Source organism: Actinomycetospora lutea (genome assembly GCF_028737205.1).
Lineage (GTDB): Bacteria > Actinomycetota > Actinomycetes > Mycobacteriales > Pseudonocardiaceae > Actinomycetospora > Actinomycetospora lutea.
In genome coordinates this window covers 172,390-189,910 of record NZ_JAQZAL010000004.1, presented here as the reverse complement: position 1 = coordinate 189,910, position 17,521 = coordinate 172,390, and the positions used below count along the sequence as shown (strand labels likewise).

Sequence of the window (17,521 nt, the reverse complement as noted above, 5' to 3'; positions counted from 1 at the left end):
GGAGCCGGGCACCGCGCGGCCCGCGCTCGCTGGTGGTGCGGACCAGGGTGCCGAGTCCGCCCGAAACCGCTAGCAGGTGCCCCAGGGATCGAGAACCTCGCCGGTGAGGCGCCGCGCGTGCTCCTCGAGGACGTGAGAAGCGGCGACGTGCACGCTGACGCAGCGGGACGCTGCACGGTCTTGCAGCAGTCGGGTAGCACCGTCGACCGTGAGGTTGAACTGGGTCGCAAGCATGCCCTCGGCGCGCTGCACCTCGGGGGTCGTGCACGCCTGCTCACGGTCGGGGAGCTCGAGACCCACCGAGTACCCGTCCGGTGGTGTTCCCCAAGGACACTGGAACCGGACCCGCGTAGGCAACAACCGCGTATGCGGGCGGTTGGCGGCGCCGTTTCCGTCAACAGCCGCTGGGTGATCGGTGTCGTGCAGGGTGGTCCTGGTCGCCGAGGTCACGCCGACGGCCTCCGCGGACAGCTGCTGACGCTCACGGACGGGACGACAGCCAACCTCATACGGGCCCCGCCCGCTGAGGACTTGATCGGCCATCGCGCGAGGCGAGACCCCGGCGTGCTGGGCCGCCACGGCCAACAGCACCGGCGCGTGGTGGTTCGGGACATTCGAGCGAGCGCACAACACTCGCTCTGCTCGGTGAATGACGTAACTGAGGTCGTTTCCCACTGCGTCTGGCACGGCACTTCCGATCAAGAACGCTCGGGATGTCCCTGCTCCAGCTGGGGGGTACGCGGGAGTGGGAACATCCGGGACGGGCATACAGCAACCGCACCGCCACACCAGGGAGACAAGAACAGCCGGGCACGCCTCGCTAACAACGAGCGCACGCAAGGCGCCCGGAGCGCAGCTGTCCTAACAGGACCCAGCGGTCGTCAGACCGTTCCCGCGTCATCGTCGAGCGTTCCGGACGGCAGAAACTCGTCCGGTAACGGACGTACCGTAGCGTCGGAATCATCTACCCACCTAGGTGCATCTGGCGGATTCTCGCCTTGTTGTTCACCCCGCAGGGTCGCGGCCTCGCGCAGGCCCGTCCCGCGCGCGGCCTGCGCTCGGGGCCTCTCCCTCGGCGGCGCGGGCTCTGCCCTGCCGGGCCGCTCGTGCGGGTGCAAGCGCTCCGTTCCTCGATGACGGGCCCCTTCGTGCCTGGTGGCGCTTGCGGCTGTGCCGGCGGTCTGGCAGCCCTCGGGCGCGTCGTCGTGGGTGGGGCGCCGCCCCGACCACCCTCACTCCCGTGCAGTTCTGAAAGCTGACCACGCGCACGGGTCGCAGCCGGCCGTGGCGGGTGCGCTGGCGGACCGCCGGTCGGGAGCACTCCGAGTGGTAAGCCACCAAGATCTACTCGACGGAGAGGCTTGATCGACTGTGCAAGATCCGTTCCGTGACTGTTCCGTGGAAACCCGGACACAACGCCGCACCGCTGCGGAGCCTCACAGAGACTTCACATCGGTCATTCGGCGTTCGCGCAGGTCAGAGGCCCGAAATAGCGGGTCAGCGACCCTACGCAGGAGCCTGCTCACGAGCGCGGAGGTCCTTGCGCAGGATCTTCCCCGACGCGGACTTCGGGATCTGCTCGATGAACTCGACCACGCGGACCTTCTTGTGCGGGGCGATGCGTTCGCCCACGAACGCCATGACGTCGTCGTCGGAGAGCTCGGCCCCCTGCTGGAGCACGACGAACGCCTTCGGGATCTCCTCACCCTCGGCGTCCTTGACCCCGATCACCGCCGCGTCGGCGATGCCCTCGTGGGTCAGCAGCAGCGCCTCGAGCTCGGCCGGCGGGACCTGGTAGCCCTTGTACTTGATCAGCTCCTTGACCCGGTCGACGATGTAGAAGACGCCCTCGTCGGTGACGGTGGCGACGTCGCCGGTGTGCAGGAAGCCATCGGCGTCCAGGGTCGCGGCGGTGGCCTCGGGGTTGTTGAGGTACTCCCGCATGACGTTGGGCCCGCGCACCCACAGCTCGCCGCGCTCGACGCCCTCCTGCCCGGTGTCCGGGTCGACGAGCTTGCACTCCACGCTGGGCAGCGCCACGCCGATCGAGCCGAGGTCCATCTCGGTGCCGTCGTCGGGCATGCAGTGGCTGACGGGGCTGAGCTCGGTCATGCCGTAGCCCTGCAGCACCGTGCAGTTCAGCCGCCGCCCGACGGCGGCGCCCAGCTCGGCGTCGAGGGCCGCGGCGCCGGAGAACACGATGTCGACGCAGTCGATGTCGTACTGGTCGACCATCGGGTGCTTGGCCAGCGCGACGGCGATCGGCGGCGCGATGTAGACGCGGTCGACCCGGTGCTCGGAGATCACCCGGAGGAACTCGGCGAGGTCGAACTTCGGCATCGTCACGACCGCGGCCCGCGCGTGCAGGCCCTGGTTCATCATCACGGTCATGCCGTAGATGTGGAAGAACGGCAGCACCGCCAGGATCGTCGTGTCCGGCGAGACGTGCGTGCCCATCTTCTCGATCTGCAGCAGGTTGGCGAGCAGGTTGCGGTGGGTCAGCACCACGCCCTTGGCCCGCCCGGTGGTTCCCGACGAGTACGGCAGCGCGGCGACGTCGTCGCCGGACAGCGCCACCGACGGGCGCTCGGCGGTGGTCGACAGGATGTCGGCCAGCGCGGTCTCGGGCAGCGGTGTGCTCGCCTCGTCCCGCGCACCGTCGATGACGATGACCTCGGTGACGGCCAGGCCCTCCTCGCGCAGCGCGGCCCGCGCCCGGTCGAGGAACGCGGACACGGTGACGAGCACCTTCGACCCGGAGTCGCGCAGCTGGTACGCCAGCTCGTCGGGCGTGTAGAGCGCGTTGACCGTGGAGACCGCGAGCCCGGCGGCGAGCGCGCCGTGGAAGACGACCGGGTAGTAGGGGTTGTTCGGCGCGAACAGCGCGATGACGTCGCCCTGACGCAGGCCCCGCTCGCCCATGCCGGCGGCGAAGCGGTCGACGGCGCCGGCCAGCTCGCCGAAGGTCGTCCGGGCGCCGGACGGCCCGTCGATGATGGCCACCCGGTCGGCCGCGTCGCCCAGGTCGCCGAAGAGGAACTCGGGCAGGCCCATGTCGGGGACGTCGATGTCGTCGTACGGGCTGCGAACGATCATGCGGTGCGGGCTCCTCGTCGGGCGGGCGGCGCAGGTCGCGGTCAAACTACCCCCCGGTACGGCGTGGCGCGCACTCCGAACCGTGATCACGGCGGCACCCGAGGAGTGTCAGGTCACCCGTTCGGCCGCATGGGGAATGCTTGTCCTGCGCTTTGCGTGGTGGGAGGCTCCGTAACCGGACGCCGATCCAGATTCGTGATCGGTCCGAGTCGGCCGCCTCGCGCGGCTCCCTTACGCCCGTCGCCGGCGTCGGATGCCCCCCGTCCCACGCCGGCGGCGCGGCTTCTCAGCGGTCGTCCTCCACCAGGTGCGCGAACGCCGAGAGGTTCGCCAGCGACTCGCCGCGCGACTCCCGCCAGGCCCACTCGCGGCGGATCGAGGTGGCGAAGCCGAGCTCGAGCAGGGTGTTGAAGTCGCCGTCCGCGGCCTCGAGCACCTGGCCGAGGATCTTGTCGATCTCCTCGTCGACCACGGCGACGAGCGGCACCCGGCCGACGAGGTGGATGTCGCCGGCCCGGTCGATCGTGTAGTGCACGCCGTAGAGCCGGGCGTTGCGCGTGAGCAGGAAGCGGTAGACCTCCTCGAGGTTCTCGTCCGCGTGCCGGCAGACGAACGCCTCGACCAGCAACGCGTGCGGCGTGAGCACCAGCCAGCAGTGCGTCGCGAGCTTCTTCGTCCCGGGCAGGGTGACGAACAGCCGCCCCGGCCCGCGGCGCAGGTAGGTCAGCTCGCGCTCGTCGAGCGCAGCGACCAGCACCTTCTCCAGCTCGTCGAGGTCGGGCGAGGACTCGCGCGTGCTCACACCGCCACCCCCGCCGCGCGGTCGCGGGCCAGGGAGCGCGAGGCCTCGGCGTAGGTGGCCAGCAGCGCGTCGGCGGTGCGGTCCCACGAGAACATCGCGGCGTGCTCGACCGCGCCGGCCGCGAGGCGCTGGCGTTCGCCCTGGTCGAGGCCCACCAGGGTCAGGGCGTCCGCCCAGTGCCCGGGGTCGTGGTCGCCGACGAGCAGCCCGGAGCGGTCGTGGGCGACCGCGGTCGGCAGACCGCCCACGGCGGCCGCGACGACCGGCGTCCCGCACGCCTGGGCCTCGAGCGCGACGAGGCCGAACGACTCGGAGTGGCTGGGGACGGCGACGACGTCGGCGGCCCGGTAGACCTGCGCGAGCTCGTCGCCGCCGCGCGGGGGCAGGAAGCGCACGACGTCGGCGATACCCAGCTCGCGGGCCAGCGACACGAGCGACTCCGGCGCGGCCAGCCCGCTGCCCGAGGGACCGCCGACGACGAGCACGACCAGCCGCGCGCGCAGCTCCGGGCGGCGGGCGAGCATCGTCGCGGCCGCCCGCAGCAGCACGTCGGGGGCCTTGAGCGGCTGGATGCGCCCGACGAACGCGAGGGTCACCGCGTCGGGCCCGATGCCGAGCGCCGCGCGGGCCTCGTCGCGGTCGCGGGTCGGGGTGAACGTGCGCAGGTCGACCCCGGGGGCGATGGTGCGCACCCGGTCGGGGTCGGCGCCGTAGGCACCGATGAGGTCGTCGGCCTCGGCCTGCGTGGAGGTGACCAGCCGGTCGGCCTCCGCCACGACCTGCTCCTCGCCGACCACCCGCGACAGCGGCTCGGGGCGGTCGCCGTCGGCGAGCGCGGCGTTCTTGACCTTGGCGAGGGTGTGCGCGGTGTGCACCAGCGGGACGCCCCACCGGTCGCGGACCAGCCACCCGACCTGCCCGGAGAGCCAGTAGTGGCTGTGTACGACGTCGTACCAGCCGGGTTCGTGCCGGGCCTCGTCGCGCAGCACGCCCGCGGTGAACGCGCACAGCTGGCTCGGCAGGTCCTCCTTGCCGAGCCCCCCGTAGGGGCCCGCGGTGACGTGGCGGACGAGCACGCCCGGCGCGAGCTCGGCCACCGGCGGCAGGTCCGAGGACGTCGCGCGCGTGAAGATCTCCACCTGGACGTCGCGCTGGGCCATGCGCCGCGCGGTCTCGACCACGTAGACGTTCATCCCGCCCGCGTCACCCGTGCCGGGCTGGGCCAGCGGCGAGGTGTGCAGCGAGATCACCGCGACGCGCCGGGGTCGTCCCGGTTGGTGACGGATGACCCGGTTCTGGGAACGGGCTGCCGATGCCGTCGCCGTCGTCGCCGCCGGGGTCACGCCGTCAGCTTAGGTGCGCCGCCGTCGTCCGGCCGCGCCGACGGTGATCCGGGACGTCCTAGGGTGCGGGACGTGAGCACGCCGAACCCCGGATCCGACCGCCCCCTCGTCGTCGTCACCGGAGCCAGCTCGGGCATCGGCGCGGCCAGCGCGCGGGCCCTCGCGGCCGACGGCTGGCACCCCGTGCTCGGCGCCCGCCGCGTGGAGCGACTGCAGGAGGTCGCCGACGAGGTCGGCGGCACCGCCCTGTCCCTCGACGTCACCGACGCCGGCTCCGTCGCCGCGTTCACCGCCGCGGTGGGCGAGCTGATCGCCGGCGGGCAGCCGCTGCGCGGCCTGGTCAACAACGCCGGCGGGGCCCAGGGCACCGAGAAGGTGATCGAGGCCGACGAGGACAAGTGGCGCTGGATGTGGGAGTCGAACGTCCTCGGCACCCTGCGCGTGACCAAGGCGCTGCTGCCCTCGCTCATCGCGTCCGGCGACGGGCACGTCGTCACGATCACCTCGATCGCCGGGCTCGAGGTCTACGACGGCGGCTCGGGCTACACCGCGGCCAAGCACGCCGAGGGCGCGCTGCACCGCACGCTGCGCGGCGAGCTGCTCGGCGAGCCGGTGCGCGTCACCGAGATCGCGCCGGGCGCGGTGGAGACCGAGTTCGCGCTGGTGCGCTTCGACGGCGACGAGGCCCGGGCGGCCAAGGTGTACGAGGGGATCACCCCGCTCGTTGCGCAGGACGTCGCCGAGGTGGTCGCCTTCGCGATGAGCAGGCCCTCGCACGTCAACCTGGACACCATCGTGCTCAAGCCCCGCGACCAGGCCACGGGGATGCGCTTCCACCGGCGCAGCTAGATTCGGGCTAGAGGGCCGACATCGCCTGCCACCGGTCCCAGGGGATCGCCCAGTCGTAGATGTCGCCGTCGCGCTCGGAGTAGTCGACGCCGGACCCGGTGACCTCCACGGGGTCGCCGTAGAGGGTCGAGTCGAAGAAGGTCCGCGCGTCGCCCGTCGAGAGGTTCACGCACCCGTGCGTGACGTTGCTCGACCCCTGGGAGCCGACCGAGCCCGGGTTGGCGTGGATGAACTCGCCGTTGTTGCTGATCCGCACGGCCCAGCCCATGACGACGTCGTAGCCGAACTGTGGGCTGACCATCCGCTTGTTCTCGAACTTCTCGGTGACGACGTGGATGCCGGAGCGCGTCGTGCGGTCGGGGTCGGAGTCGAGCCCGTAGCTCGCGGGCACGTCCATCAGCTGCTGGCCGTCGCGCTCGACGACCAGGCGGAAGCTGTTGACGTCGGCCCGGACGATCTGGGCGCGCCCGATGCGGAACGACGTCGTGAGGTCCTCGCGCCCCCACGCACCGCCGCCGAACGGCACGCCGAGCAGATCGGCGCGCACGTCCACCTGGGTGCCCGCCCGCCAGTACTGCCGGGGCCGCCAGTGCACCCGCGAGCCGCCGTCCTGGTCGGGCAGCCAGGCCCACGAGCCCTCGGTCGGCACCGACGTGCGCACCTGCAGCGCCCGTTCGACCGCCGCCTTGTCCTCCACCGGCGCCGAGAACTGGATCGTGATCGGGGCGCCGACCCCCACTTCGCGGCCGTCGCCGATGTTCAGTGTCGCCCGCACGGTCTCGGCCGGTGCGAGCGTCGTGAACGAGCCGGTCACCGGCGTCGGACGCCCGTCCGGACCGGTGGCCGCGCCACCCCAGGTGTAGGTGGCGCCGTAGCCCAGCGGCCCGTTCGGCGTCCACCGCTTCCGGTCCGGGGAGAGGGTGCCGGCGACGGTGCCGCCGGCCGACGACGTGAGCGTGACCTCGGAGAACGTGCCCTCGGTGGTCGCCGCGACGGCCGCCCGCGGCGCGACGTCGGTGGCGTTCGCGGCCGGCTGGACCTCGACCCGCACGGGCGGGGGCGGCGCCGGGGGCGCGGCCGGTGCGCCCGACCCGCAGGCCGCGAGCACCACCAGCAGCAGCCCGCTCAGCAGCGCCGACGCGACGCGCACCGCCCGACCCATGCGTCCCCCGACCCTCGTCTCCCCCGGCACCACCATCGTGGCAGGGGGGAGCGACAGCCGCTCGCTCGTCCCCCGGCGACGGCCCGGCGGTCGCGACGGTCACGTCCACGACCCCGGGGCGCCGCGGGCGGGTCCGTCGCCCTCGAGTGCGCGTGTTCGGCCGGTCACCGCGCGGCCGCGGGGGAGGGACCTTCGGGTCCCTCCGGGAGGGACATCGACCCTTCCGAACTCCCCTGACCGCTCCTAGCGTCCATCACCGCCGGGCGGCGCGGGTGCGGCGCGGGGCGGCGCGCGGGGGGTCGGGGTGGCGGACATCGGCATCGATCTGGGGACGGGTACGACGGTGGTGTGCCACCCGCAGGACGGGGTGGTGCACGACGAACCGTCGTTGCTCGTGGAGTGGCCGGCACGCCGGGGACGGGAGCTGATCCTCGGGGCCGAGGCCGCGGCGCTCGAGGGGCGGACACCCCCCGGCGCGCGGGTCGGCCGGCCGGTCCGTGGCGGAGCGGTCACCGATCTCTCGCTCGTCCGGACCTACCTGCACGAGCTCCTGCGGCGCACGTCCCGGAGCCGGTGGCGCGTCCGGCGCCCGCACGCCGTGCTGAGCTGCCCGGTGGACGCGACACCCCTCGAACGCCGCGCCCTCGTCGAGTCGGCCGAGGAGGCCGGGCTCGGGCACGTCGACCTCCTCCCGGCGCCCCTGGCCGCGGCCCTCGGCTGCGGGCTCGACCTCACCGACGCCCGCGTCCAGGCCGTGGCCGACGTCGGCGCGGGCACCGCGGAGATCGCGGTGTTCTGCCGCGGCACCGTGCTCACCCGCGGTTCCTGCCGCCACGCCGGCGACGAGATGACGGCCGCTGTGCGGACCTACCTGCGCGAGCACCACGGCCTGCACCTCTCCGAGGCGGCCGCCGACGCGCTGAAGGTCGGGGCCTCGTCGACCCGCGAGCCCCTCGCGGCCGAGGGTCGGGACGTGGCGACCGGCCGGCCCCGGGTGGTCATGGTCGAGGTCGCCGAGGTCGAGGCGGCGGTGGCGCCGGTCGTGCGCCGTGCGGTGGCCGCGCTCGGCGGCTTCCTCGAGGAGCTCCCCGTCGCCGGCGTCCCGGACCTCCTGGCCGGCGGCGTCGTGCTGGCCGGTGGCAGCGCGCTGGCGCCCCACGTGCGTGACGACCTGGAGGCCGCGCTCGGCTTCCCGGTCAAGGTGCCCGAGCGGCCGCGGACCTGCGTCGCCGAGGGCCTGACCCTCGCCGCCGGGCGATCCGCACCGCGCTCCCACCCCGCCTGACCCCTCCGACCCGACCGAGCTCCCGGACGCCACGGTGACCACCGCCCCGGGCCGCCCTCCCGGCCCCCGCCCGCCCGCCCCCGCTCCCGACGTCGAGCGCCCCGTTCCCGCGGTCCCCGCGGACCGGCTGGTGCCCGCGCCGTCGTTCCCGCCCGCGCGCCCGCCCCGCGACGTCCGCGCCGCGGGCGCCCGACTCTGGCGCCGGACCTGGCCGTGGCTCGCCGCGGTGGCCGCGGTCGTGCTCGTGGTCGGCGTCGAGCTCGGGTTCCTGCGGGACCGCATCGAGGCCGACCTCGCGCGCCTCCACGCCGCGGGCGGCGCACCGGCCCCGACCGACACCGCCGCGCTCCCGGCGCTGCCCCCGGTGCCGGTGATCGCGCCGCCGGCGGCCGGGGACGTCGGCGCCGTGCGGCTCCGCGTGGTCGACCCGCCGTGCCACCCGGGCGCCGCCTGCACCGTCCTCGTCGGCGTCGACCGCCGCCCCGGCGCCGACGCGGTGCCGGCGGCGTGGACGCTCGTCGTCGCCGACCGCTGCCGCGGGGGGATCGCGCGGCTCGCGACGGGCACGAGTCCCGGGACCGCGTACGGGACCACGACCGCCCTCGTGCCGCCCGGTCGCGCCCTCGTCCTCGTCGCCGTCACCGACGGGCCCTCCCGCGCCGCCTCCGCGGCCGTCCCGATCGGGGAGGGATCGTGCTGAGCGACGAGACCACCGACGACTGGGGGGAGCCTGCAGCGCGCTGCACGGCCGGCGACGGCTGGGGGCGGGACCGCCGCCGGCCCCGCCTGCCCCGCGCCCTGCGCCGACTCGCCCGCCGACCCGGCCGCCCGGGGCGGGCCGACCGCGCGGAACAGCGCCGGGCCCGCGTCCGGGCCCGGGAGGAGCGGGGCGCCGAGCCGCCCCGGGCGGCATGGGCCGACGTCCTCGCGCTCCTGGCGGCCGTCGTGCTGGTCGTGCTGGGCGCGGCCAACCTGGCGGCCATGGGCGACGTGGAGGCGACCACCACGAAGCTCGTGACCGGCGCGCTGGGTCTCGCGATCCTGTTCCTGCTGGCCACGCGACGGCTCGCCGTCACGCCGACGCTGGCCTGGACGGTCTACGGCACGACGCTGGCGTTGCTGCTCGCCGTGCTCGTCGTCGGGCGCGAGGTGAACAGCGCCCGGCGCTGGCTCGCGGTCGGGGGGATCACCCTGCAGCCCTCCGAGCTCGCGAAGATCGCCGTCCCCCTCGTGCTGGCCGCCGTGCTCACCCGGGGCCGCCCCACGTGGCGGCGCTTCGCCGTGGCGCTCCCGCTCGTGGCCGTGCCGATCGTGCTCGTCGCCGACCAGCCCGACCTGTCCACGGCCACGCTGCTGACCCTCACCGCGGCCGCCGTCCTCGTGATCGCCCGGGTCCCCACCCGGTACCTGCTGCCGGTGCTCGCGGCGGCGGTGGTGGCCGCCCCGCTCGCGGTCGGGCTCCTGCGCGACTACCAGGTCGCCCGACTCGGGACCTTCCTCACCGGTTCCCAGTCCGCCGAAGGGCCGGGGTGGGCCGTGCGCCAGGCCCGGCTCGCGATCGCCCGGGGCGGCTGGTGGGGCGACCGGAGCGACCCGGTCCACCTCCTCGCCGCCCGCTACCTGCCCGAGCGCCAGACCGACCTCGCCCTCGCCTCGCTCGCCTCGGGGTGGGGCGCGGTCGCGGCGGCGCTCGCGCTGCTCGCCGGGCTCGTGATCGTGTGGCGGTGCGCGCTGGGGGCGCGGGCACCGCGCAGCGCCACCGGACGCCTGCTGTGCGCGGGCTTCGCCGTCCTGCTCAGCGTCGAGCTCGTCGTCTCGACCGGCGGCAACCTGGGGCTGCTGCCGGTCGCCGGGGTGCCCTTCCCCGTCCTCTCGGGCGGCGGCACCGCGACCGTGGTGCACCTCGCGGCGCTCGGCCTCGCCCTCAGCGCCCGCCGCGACGGCGCGCGCCGGCCGCTCTGGACGCCCGCCGCTCGAGGCCGTCCGCGGCTGGCCCGCACCACGGTGGCGGCGCTGACCGTCGTGCTCGTCGCCTTCGCCTCGTTCGGTGCGGGGGTGGTGCGCGACCCGGTGGCGGCCGCGGCGAGCGTCGACCAGATGACGCGGTGCGTCACGATCCCGGCGCCGCGCGGGAGCGTGGTGGACCGGCACGGCGCGCTCCTCGCGGCCGACGCCGGGGATCGCGGCGTCCGCGTCGCCCCGGCGCTGCTGCGTGATGAACCGGCGGCCGTCGACCGGCTCGCCGCACTGCTCGGTCGCCCGCCTGCCGAGCTCCACGCGCTGGTGGACCCGGCACCCGACACCGTCGTGGGGCTCGACGCCGGGACGGTGTCCGGGCCGGTCGGCGACACCGTGGCCCGGGCCGGGCTGCCGGGCGTCGTCGTCGTGCCGGCACCCCGGCGCTCCTACCCCACCGGCCCGGTGCTCGCCCCGGTGCTCGGCTGGGTCGGGCTCGCGACCCCGACGCAGACCGCGTGGCACCCCGACCTCGATCCCCGGGGCACGACGGGCCGCGCGGGCGTCGAGCAGAGCTACGACGCCGTCCTGCGCGGGGTGCCCGGCGAGCAGTGCTACTGGGTCGATCCGGGCGGGCGCCCCGTCGGCGCGGCCATGCGGCGGGACCCGGTGCCCGGGGCGATGCTCACCCTGACCATCGACCTCGGGGTGCAGCGGCGCCTGGTGGCGGACGTCGCCGCCTCCCTCGCCGGGAGCGCCCGGGGCGCGGTCGGCGGCGCGGTGGCGATGGATCCCCGCAGCGGCGCCGTGCTCGCCCTGGCCAGCTGGCCCAGCCATGACAACGCCCTGTACGGGCCGCCGCTCGACGCCGACGCCCTGCGGGCCACGTCGCGGGCACCCGGCACCCCGACGATCAACCACGCCATCGCCTCGGCCCTGCCACCGGGCTCCACCTACAAGCTGGTCAACGCCACGGCGAACATGGTGCACCCGGTCTTCCCCCCGGACCGGGTCGTCCCGACCGGCGGGAGCTTCACCTACGGGAGCCACACGTTCGGCAACTGGCGGGTGCTGCCCCCGCAGGACATGGTGGACGCCATCGCCTGGTCGAACGACGTCTACTTCTACAAGCTCGCGCTCGGGCTGGGGCCGGACGCCATGATCGACACCGCCCGCGCCCTCGGCGTCGGGCGTCCCACCGGCATCGACCTGCCCGGTGAGAGCCCCGGCTACCTCGGCACACCCGCGAGCGTCACGGCAGCCGGCGGTACCTGGTACCCGGGCTCGACCGTGATCCTCGGCATCGGGCAGGGGCCGATCCTGGCGACCCCGCTCCAGACCGCGCGGTGGACAGCCGCGGTCGCCACCGGCGCGCTGGTCACGCCGTACGTCGGGATGGCGGTGGGCACCGGTCCGGGGGCGACCGCCCTCCCGCACCCGGCGCCGACCCCGCTGCCGTTCGCCGACCGACTCGGACCGGTCCGCGACGGGATGCGGGCGGTCGTGACCTCCGGGACCGGCCGGGCGCTCGCCGGCGCCGGCATCCCGGTGGCGGCGAAGTCGGGCACCGCCGAGGACCCCTCGGTCCCGGGCGGCGGCGTGGACGACTGGATGACCGCCGTGGCTCCGGCCGACTCGCCGGACCTCGTGGTCACCGCGCTCGCGCAGCGGCCCGAGGCCGGCAGCTCCCGGACCGCGGGCGTCGTCGCCGCCACGCTCCGGGCCCACGGCGCGACCGCGCCGTAGCCCACCGGACGCGGGTCACAACGCGCAGGACACCAGCACGGGCTCGGGGCGCAACACGATGCCGAAGGCGCCGTCCACGTGGTCGCGGACGTCGCGGGCGAGGGCGAGCAGGTCGTCGGTGGTCCCGCCGCCGCGGTGGGTCAGCGCGAGCGTGTGCTTGGTCGACACGCGGACCGGGGAGTGCTCGCCGGGGTGGCCGCGCGGGATGCCCGCGCGCTCGATGAGGGCCGCGGCGGAGAGCTTGACCCGCCCGTCGGGCTGCGGCCACGCGGTGACGGGGACCTGACCGCGCTCCTGCGCCCGCGCCTCCACCCGCGCGGCGGTCCCCGGGTCGACCACCGGGTTCATGAAGAACGACCCGGCGCTGCGGGAGTCGGGGTCGTCCGGGTCGATGACCATGCCCTTGGCGCGCCGCAGTCCCAGCACGGCCTCGCGCGCCGCGGCCACCGGCACCCGCGCGCCCGGCTCGACGTCGAGCGCGCGGGCCAGCTCGGCGTAGCGGATCGGCGCGGAGAGCCCGTCGGTGGTCAGGCGGAACCGCACGCCCAGCACGACCTCGCCGTCGACGTTGCGGTCGCCCTTGAGCCTGCTCGTGCGGTAGCCCAGCTCGAGCTCCGCGGCCGCCACGGGCCCGCGCCGACCGGTGCGGCGCGCGTAGAGGTCGGCGCCGACGAGCAGGTCGGCGACCTCGACGCCGTACGCGCCGACGTTCTGCACCGGGGTCGCGCCGGTCCGCCCGGGGATGCCCGAGAGGCACTCGAGCCCGCCCAGCCCCGCCGCGACGGTGTCGGCGACGAGGGCGTCCAAGTCGTGCCCCGCCTCGACGTGCAGCACGACCGCGTCGCCGTCGCGCGCCACGATCTCGTGCCCGCGGTGGTCGAGCAGCAGGGCCGTCCCGGGCCACCCGGCGTCGCCGACGACGAGGTTGGACCCGCCCCCGACCAGCAGCAACGGCTCGCCCGCCCCGTCGGCGGCGCGGGCGCGCGCGACGACCTCGTCGGCCGTCGTGGCGCGCACCAGCCGGCGGGCCGGGCCGCCGAGCCCGAGGGTCGTGTGGGGGGCGAGCAGCGCGGTGTCGAGGGTCGTGCCTGCCGTCGGACCAGGTGTCACGCCGTCCGACGGTAACCTCCCGCCCGTGTCACGCCGCATCACCCACCGCGCCACCTGGGACGCCCCCGCCGAGGAGGTGTACGCGGAGCTGGTCGACGCCGACCACCTGCGCGAGCGCCTCGCCGAGCTCGGCGGGAACGACCCGGCGCTGCTCGAGCACGCCGTCGACGACTCCGGGGCCCGGCTGCGGCTGCGCCACGCGGTGCCCGTCGAGTTCCTGCCCTCGGTGGTCCGCCGCTTCACCGGCGACGACCTCGTGCTCGACCGCCACGAGACCTGGACGCCCCGCGACGGGGGCGGCTACGACGGCACGTTCGAGGTGACCGTGCGGGGCCTGCCCGGAACGATGTCGGGCACCCAGCGGCTGTCCGACAACGGCGACGGCGCGGTCACCGAGATCGACGGACAGGCGACGGTCAGCGTGCCGATGGTCGGCGGCAAGATCGAGGGCGTGGTCGTCGAGCAGGTGGGCGCGCTGCTCGAGGCCGAGGACGCGTTCACCCGGCGCCGCCTCGGCCGGGGTGGGGCGTGACCCGTCGGCTGGTCATCACGCTGAGCTGCCCGGACCGCACCGGGATCGTCGCCGCCATCACCGGCCGGCTCGCCGGGATCGGCGCCTCGATCACCGAGGCCGCCTACCACGCCGACACCGCCGCGGGCTGGTTCTCCACCCGCCAGGTGATCGACGGGGCGACCGTCCCCGGCGGGGCCGACATGCTGCGCGCGGTGATCGGGCAGGTGGCCGCCGAGCTCGAGGGGCCCGGGGGCGAGCCGGTGACCTGGCGGGTCCGCGACACCGCCGAGTCCCCGCGGGTGGTGCTGCTCGTCAGCAGGGAGTCGCACTGCCTGCACGACCTGCTGGGCCGCGTCTGGGGCGGCGAGCTGGACATGGACGTGCGCGCCGTCGTCGGCAACCACGAGGTGCTGCGCCCGGTCGCCGCCGCCCACGGCGTCCCGTTCCACCACGTCCCGTTCCCCGCGCGGGCCGACGACGACGAGCAGCGCAGCGGCCGCGACCGCGCGTTCGCCCAGGTCGCCGACATCGTCGACGAACACGACCCGGCGGCGATCGTGCTGGCCCGGTTCATGCAGGTCCTGACGCCCGCGCTGTGCGAGCGCTGGGCGGGCCGAGCGATCAACATCCACCACAGCTTCCTGCCCTCGTTCGCCGGCGCGCGGCCGTACCACCAGGCGCACGCCCGCGGCGTCAAGCTCGTCGGCGCGACCTGCCACTACGTGACCCCGGACCTCGACGCCGGGCCGATCATCGAGCAGGACGTCAGCCGCGTGGATCACGCCGACACCCCGGAGGACATGATCCGCCAGGGTCGCGACGTCGAGAAGCTCGTGCTGGCCCGAGGCCTGCGGGCCCACCTCGAGGATCGCGTGCAGGTCCACGCGGGCCGGACGGTCGTCTTCCGCTAGGCGCGTCCGGCGTAGCACCCGGCGCAGACCGAGATCGTTCTTTTCTGCGCCGGATGTCTCCTCTGCGGCCCGCGTTCGGGCTACCGTGCGCGCACAGGTGGTGTCGGTGCGGGCACGACGGGGTCATGGGGGCAGCCTTGGCGGGCGACGACGAGAGCCGGCGCGACGACCAGCACCCGGGCACGGAACCCGACTCCTCCGCCACGCAGGTGCACCGCACCTCCGCCACGGAGCACGCTCCGCCGGGCGAATCCTCCGCAGGGTCCGACTCGTCCGCCGCGGCGGAGGGTGAGGGCGCGACCGCGGTGCACCCGACGGCGTCGTCGGCGAGCACCGAGAGCGTCGCCACCTCGGACGTCGACACCTCGGACACCGCCACCCCGCCCGAGGGCATCCCGCAGGCGAACCGCGACACCCTGGGCGGGGCGGCCGGCACCCAGCGGTACGACGTGCCGACCGGGCAGACGCCCGGCCCCTGGCAGCCCGGCGCTGCCACGGGCACACCCGCCTCGCCGTGGGGCGCCGCGCCGGGCGCAGCGGGCACCGGGCAGGGCCCGTGGGGCACGGCGGCCTTTCCCGGCGCGGGCGGACCCGGCCATTCCCAGACCGGCCAGCCCCAGCCCGGCTACCCGCCGCCCGGGTACGGGCCGCCGCCGGGACAGGGCGGACCGGGTGGGCCGGGCGGTCCCTACGGCTACACCGGCCCGTTCGGACCGCCGCCGGGGGCGGGCGGCTCGGGCCCGCGCCGGAAGGGCCTGGTCATCGGGATCGCGGTGGCCGTCGTGCTGCTCCTGCTCGCGACCACGGTGGTCCTGCTCGTCACCCGCCAGCCCGCGCCGTCGGAGACGCTCGCGGCGTCGGTGGCCGACGTCCGCGGCTGGGAGGGCGCCACCTACCGGGGACGCTTCCCCGACGCCGCCGGCGCCCAGGCGAACCTCGAGATCACCGTCGACCGCACCGGCAACGCGGCCGGCACCATCGTCCGCGACGGCGGCGGGCGGGCGGAGTTCGTCCTGGCGGGCCGCGAGCAGGCGATCCGCGCCGACCGCGCCTGGTGGGAGGGCGCCGCGCCCCGCCCGGAGCTCGCCGACCGGCTGACCGACCAGTGGCTCTCCGACGCCTTCACCGTGCTGCCGCGCGGGCTCACGTCCTGGGTGCAGCCGCCGAGCGCGCTCGCCGACCGGCTCTCGGCGCCCGACGTCGGGGAGCGGGACGAGGTGGTCGTCGGCGGCCGCGACGCCCGGGTGCTCACCCCCGGTAGCGACGGCCGCAGCGTCACCGTCGTCGACGACGAGCCCCCGACGCTCGTGGCGTTCGACCTGCCCGGGTTCGGCACGGGCCGGACCTCGCCGGTCGCCGTCGACCGGGCCGCGCCGGCGGCCCTGCGCACCGTGGCGGACCTGTCGGGCCAGGCGCCGACGATGAAGAGCTACATCGTCGCGATCACCGAGCGCCCGCGTCTCGCGCTGAGCGTCGAGGGCGGCGAGAGCACCTGCCGGACCCCGACCTGCACGGTCACGGTGCGCCTGGTCAACAGCGGCACCATCGCGACCACCGGCACGATCGTCGTCACGCTCAACGACGTCGAGGTCGCCCGGCACCCGTTCAGCTCGGCGCCCGGGTCGAACCTCGCCTTCCCGACCACCGCGAACAACCCCGTCTACGACCAGCCGGGCGCGTCGATCTCGGCGCTCTGGCGGGCGCGGGTCGAGGGCGGGCGGTAGACCCCTCCCTGCGCCCCCTCAGCGGCCCAGGTCCTCGACGACCTCGGCGGCGCGCAGCTCGCCCAGCACGGCGCCGGGCACGAGCAGCTTGCTCTCGCGCAGCCCGCTGCCGACCACCACGGCGGGGGTCGCGGCCACGGCGGCGTCGACGAGCACCGGCCACCCCACCGGCAGGCCGAACGGGGTGATCCCGCCGTAGGCCATGCCGGTCAGCTCCACAGCCTCGTCCATCGGCGCGAACGAGGCCTTGCGGACGTCGAGGCGCCGGCGCACGACGTTGTTGACGTCGGCGCGCGTGGTGGCGAGCACGATGCTGGCGGCGAACCGGCGCTCGCCGGAGCGCGAGCCGGCGACCACCACGCAGTTCGCCGACGCCTCCGGCGGCGAGCCGTAGGCCTCGCAGAAGGCGGCCGTGTCGGCGAGCCCGGGGTCGATCGCGGCGACCAGGCAGTCGGCGGCGAGACCGGCGGGCAGGGCGCGCAGGGCGTCGACGACGGGGGCGGCGAGGAGATCGGGCCGGTCGAGGGCGGGCTCGGGCGTCAGCGACCCCGCGATCGCGCGGGCCGCGTCGGCGGCCGCCGTCACCAGCGCGGGCCCTGCTGGATCTCGACGACGCGCGGGCGCACGTCGACGATGTAGATCAGCACCGCGATGATGCCGACGAGCCAGAGGAAGCTGTAGGGGCCGCTCGTGGAGATCGCGAGGATCGCGAGGCCGACACCGGTGATCGCGCACCAGACCGGTTTGGTCAGCTTGTCGGCGGCGGTGAAGGCGTCGGAGCGCTGCATCAGGGCGTGCACGAACGCGTAGAGGCCCACCGGGATCCCCAGCAGCCACAGCACCAGCAGCACGTAGCCGTCGAGGTTGTAGAGGACCGACACGCCACCACGATACGTGCCCTCCTCGGAGGGGCGACAGGCGCGCGGTCGACCCCCGACGCGCGACGGCCCCGGGACGGCGGAGCGTCCCGGGGCCGTACGGAGCAGTGCTGTCACCACAGCGTCATGCCGGGGTGACCGGTGA

The 17,521-nt window shown here is 75.4% G+C and carries 15 protein-coding genes; 7 read left to right on the top strand and 8 right to left on the bottom strand.

Translation table 11 applies throughout. The annotated features are described in order from the left end of the window. Nucleotides 1-69 precede the first annotated feature (69 nt). The 4 genes from PHK61_RS06795 to mshA all read right to left on the bottom strand — a co-directional run bounded on the left by PHK61_RS06795 (nt 70) and on the right by mshA (nt 5,184). The gene (locus tag PHK61_RS06795; protein WP_274280211.1) at nt 70-300 is read right to left on the bottom strand and encodes an ANTAR domain-containing protein; all 231 of its coding nucleotides are present in this window, start codon (nt 298-300) and stop codon (nt 70-72) included. A gap of 1,206 nt (nt 301-1,506) precedes the next feature. Continuing rightward, the gene (locus PHK61_RS06790) at nt 1,507-3,096 is read right to left on the bottom strand and encodes an AMP-binding protein (protein ID WP_274280210.1); all 1,590 of its coding nucleotides are present in this window, start codon (nt 3,094-3,096) and stop codon (nt 1,507-1,509) included. A gap of 286 nt (nt 3,097-3,382) precedes the next feature. Beyond that, the gene (locus tag PHK61_RS06785; RefSeq protein ID WP_420791366.1) at nt 3,383-3,862 is read right to left on the bottom strand and encodes a type III secretion system chaperone family protein; all 480 of its coding nucleotides are present in this window, start codon (nt 3,860-3,862) and stop codon (nt 3,383-3,385) included. A gap of 32 nt (nt 3,863-3,894) precedes the next feature. Next, nucleotides 3,895-5,184: a D-inositol-3-phosphate glycosyltransferase gene (mshA, locus tag PHK61_RS06780; protein ID WP_274280313.1), complete on the bottom strand. Its 1,290-nt coding sequence runs from the start codon at nt 5,182-5,184 to the stop codon at nt 3,895-3,897. A 129-nt stretch (nt 5,185-5,313) separates the two neighbouring features. Between mshA and PHK61_RS06775 the strand changes: the two genes are divergently transcribed. Further along, nucleotides 5,314-6,090, top strand: coding sequence for an SDR family NAD(P)-dependent oxidoreductase (locus tag PHK61_RS06775; RefSeq protein WP_274280208.1), 777 nt, complete (start codon nt 5,314-5,316; stop codon nt 6,088-6,090). 7 nt (nt 6,091-6,097) lie between these two features. Here the strand turns inward: PHK61_RS06775 and PHK61_RS06770 are convergent, their stop codons facing one another. Then, the gene (locus PHK61_RS06770; protein ID WP_274280207.1) at nt 6,098-7,252 is read right to left on the bottom strand and encodes a L,D-transpeptidase; all 1,155 of its coding nucleotides are present in this window, start codon (nt 7,250-7,252) and stop codon (nt 6,098-6,100) included. Between the two features lie 304 nt (nt 7,253-7,556). On the opposite strand from PHK61_RS06770, the gene PHK61_RS06765 reads away from it, so the two are divergent. Genes PHK61_RS06765 through PHK61_RS06755 form a run of 3 tightly spaced genes read left to right on the top strand, consistent with a single transcriptional unit; the run spans nt 7,557 to nt 12,239 of the window. Further along, complete coding sequence (locus PHK61_RS06765; protein WP_274280206.1) at nt 7,557-8,537, top strand: rod shape-determining protein; 981 nt, start codon at nt 7,557-7,559, stop codon at nt 8,535-8,537. 34 nt (nt 8,538-8,571) lie between these two features. Further along, the gene (locus PHK61_RS06760) at nt 8,572-9,237 is read left to right on the top strand and encodes a hypothetical protein (RefSeq protein WP_274280205.1); all 666 of its coding nucleotides are present in this window, start codon (nt 8,572-8,574) and stop codon (nt 9,235-9,237) included. After that, a complete protein-coding gene (locus PHK61_RS06755; protein WP_274280204.1) occupies nt 9,231-12,239 on the top strand; it encodes an FtsW/RodA/SpoVE family cell cycle protein in 3,009 nt (1,002 codons plus the stop codon). Before PHK61_RS06760 ends, PHK61_RS06755 begins: the two co-directional genes overlap by 7 nt. A gap of 15 nt (nt 12,240-12,254) precedes the next feature. Here PHK61_RS06755 and PHK61_RS06750 read toward each other — a convergent pair whose 3' ends face one another. Further along, entirely contained in the window at nt 12,255-13,388 is a 1,134-nt protein-coding gene (locus tag PHK61_RS06750; protein ID WP_420791363.1) for a UDP-N-acetylmuramate dehydrogenase, read from the bottom strand. Here PHK61_RS06750 and PHK61_RS06745 point away from each other — a divergent pair. The 3 genes from PHK61_RS06745 (at nt 13,375) to PHK61_RS06735 (ending at nt 16,498) form a co-directional block, all read left to right on the top strand. Then, the gene (locus PHK61_RS06745) at nt 13,375-13,881 is read left to right on the top strand and encodes a DUF2505 domain-containing protein (protein ID WP_274280202.1); all 507 of its coding nucleotides are present in this window, start codon (nt 13,375-13,377) and stop codon (nt 13,879-13,881) included. The two genes, PHK61_RS06750 and PHK61_RS06745, sit on opposite strands and share 14 nt — an antisense overlap. Beyond that, on the top strand, nt 13,878-14,774 hold the full coding sequence (gene purU, locus PHK61_RS06740) for a formyltetrahydrofolate deformylase (RefSeq protein ID WP_274280201.1): 897 nt from the start codon (nt 13,878-13,880) through the stop codon (nt 14,772-14,774). The genes PHK61_RS06745 and purU overlap by 4 nt, the downstream gene beginning before the upstream one ends. A 125-nt stretch (nt 14,775-14,899) precedes the next feature. Continuing rightward, nucleotides 14,900-16,498, top strand: coding sequence for a hypothetical protein (locus tag PHK61_RS06735; RefSeq protein WP_274280200.1), 1,599 nt, complete (start codon nt 14,900-14,902; stop codon nt 16,496-16,498). Nucleotides 16,499-16,516: 18 nt separating this feature from the next. On the opposite strand, the gene PHK61_RS06730 is transcribed toward PHK61_RS06735, so the two are convergent. Both PHK61_RS06730 and PHK61_RS06725 read right to left on the bottom strand, forming a co-directional pair. Continuing rightward, a complete protein-coding gene (locus PHK61_RS06730) occupies nt 16,517-17,083 on the bottom strand; it encodes a YbaK/EbsC family protein (RefSeq protein WP_274280199.1) in 567 nt (188 codons plus the stop codon). Beyond that, nucleotides 17,080-17,379 (bottom strand): DUF2516 family protein, encoded by a 300-nt coding sequence (locus tag PHK61_RS06725; RefSeq protein ID WP_274200403.1) that lies wholly within the window; start codon nt 17,377-17,379, stop codon nt 17,080-17,082. The genes PHK61_RS06730 and PHK61_RS06725 overlap by 4 nt, the downstream gene beginning before the upstream one ends. Nucleotides 17,380-17,521: the final 142 nt, after the last annotated feature.

Coding starts and splice junctions, on each gene's coding strand:
- PHK61_RS06790 (WP_274280210.1), bottom strand. CDS start 3,096: ATGATCGTTCGCAGCCCGTACGACGACATCGACGTCCCCGACATGGGC.
- PHK61_RS06770 (WP_274280207.1), bottom strand. CDS start 7,252: ATGGGTCGGGCGGTGCGCGTCGCGTCGGCGCTGCTGAGCGGGCTGCTG.
- PHK61_RS06750 (WP_420791363.1), bottom strand. CDS start 13,388: ATGCGGCGTGACACGGGCGGGAGGTTACCGTCGGACGGCGTGACACCT.
- PHK61_RS06735 (WP_274280200.1), top strand. CDS start 14,900: ATGGGGGCAGCCTTGGCGGGCGACGACGAGAGCCGGCGCGACGACCAG.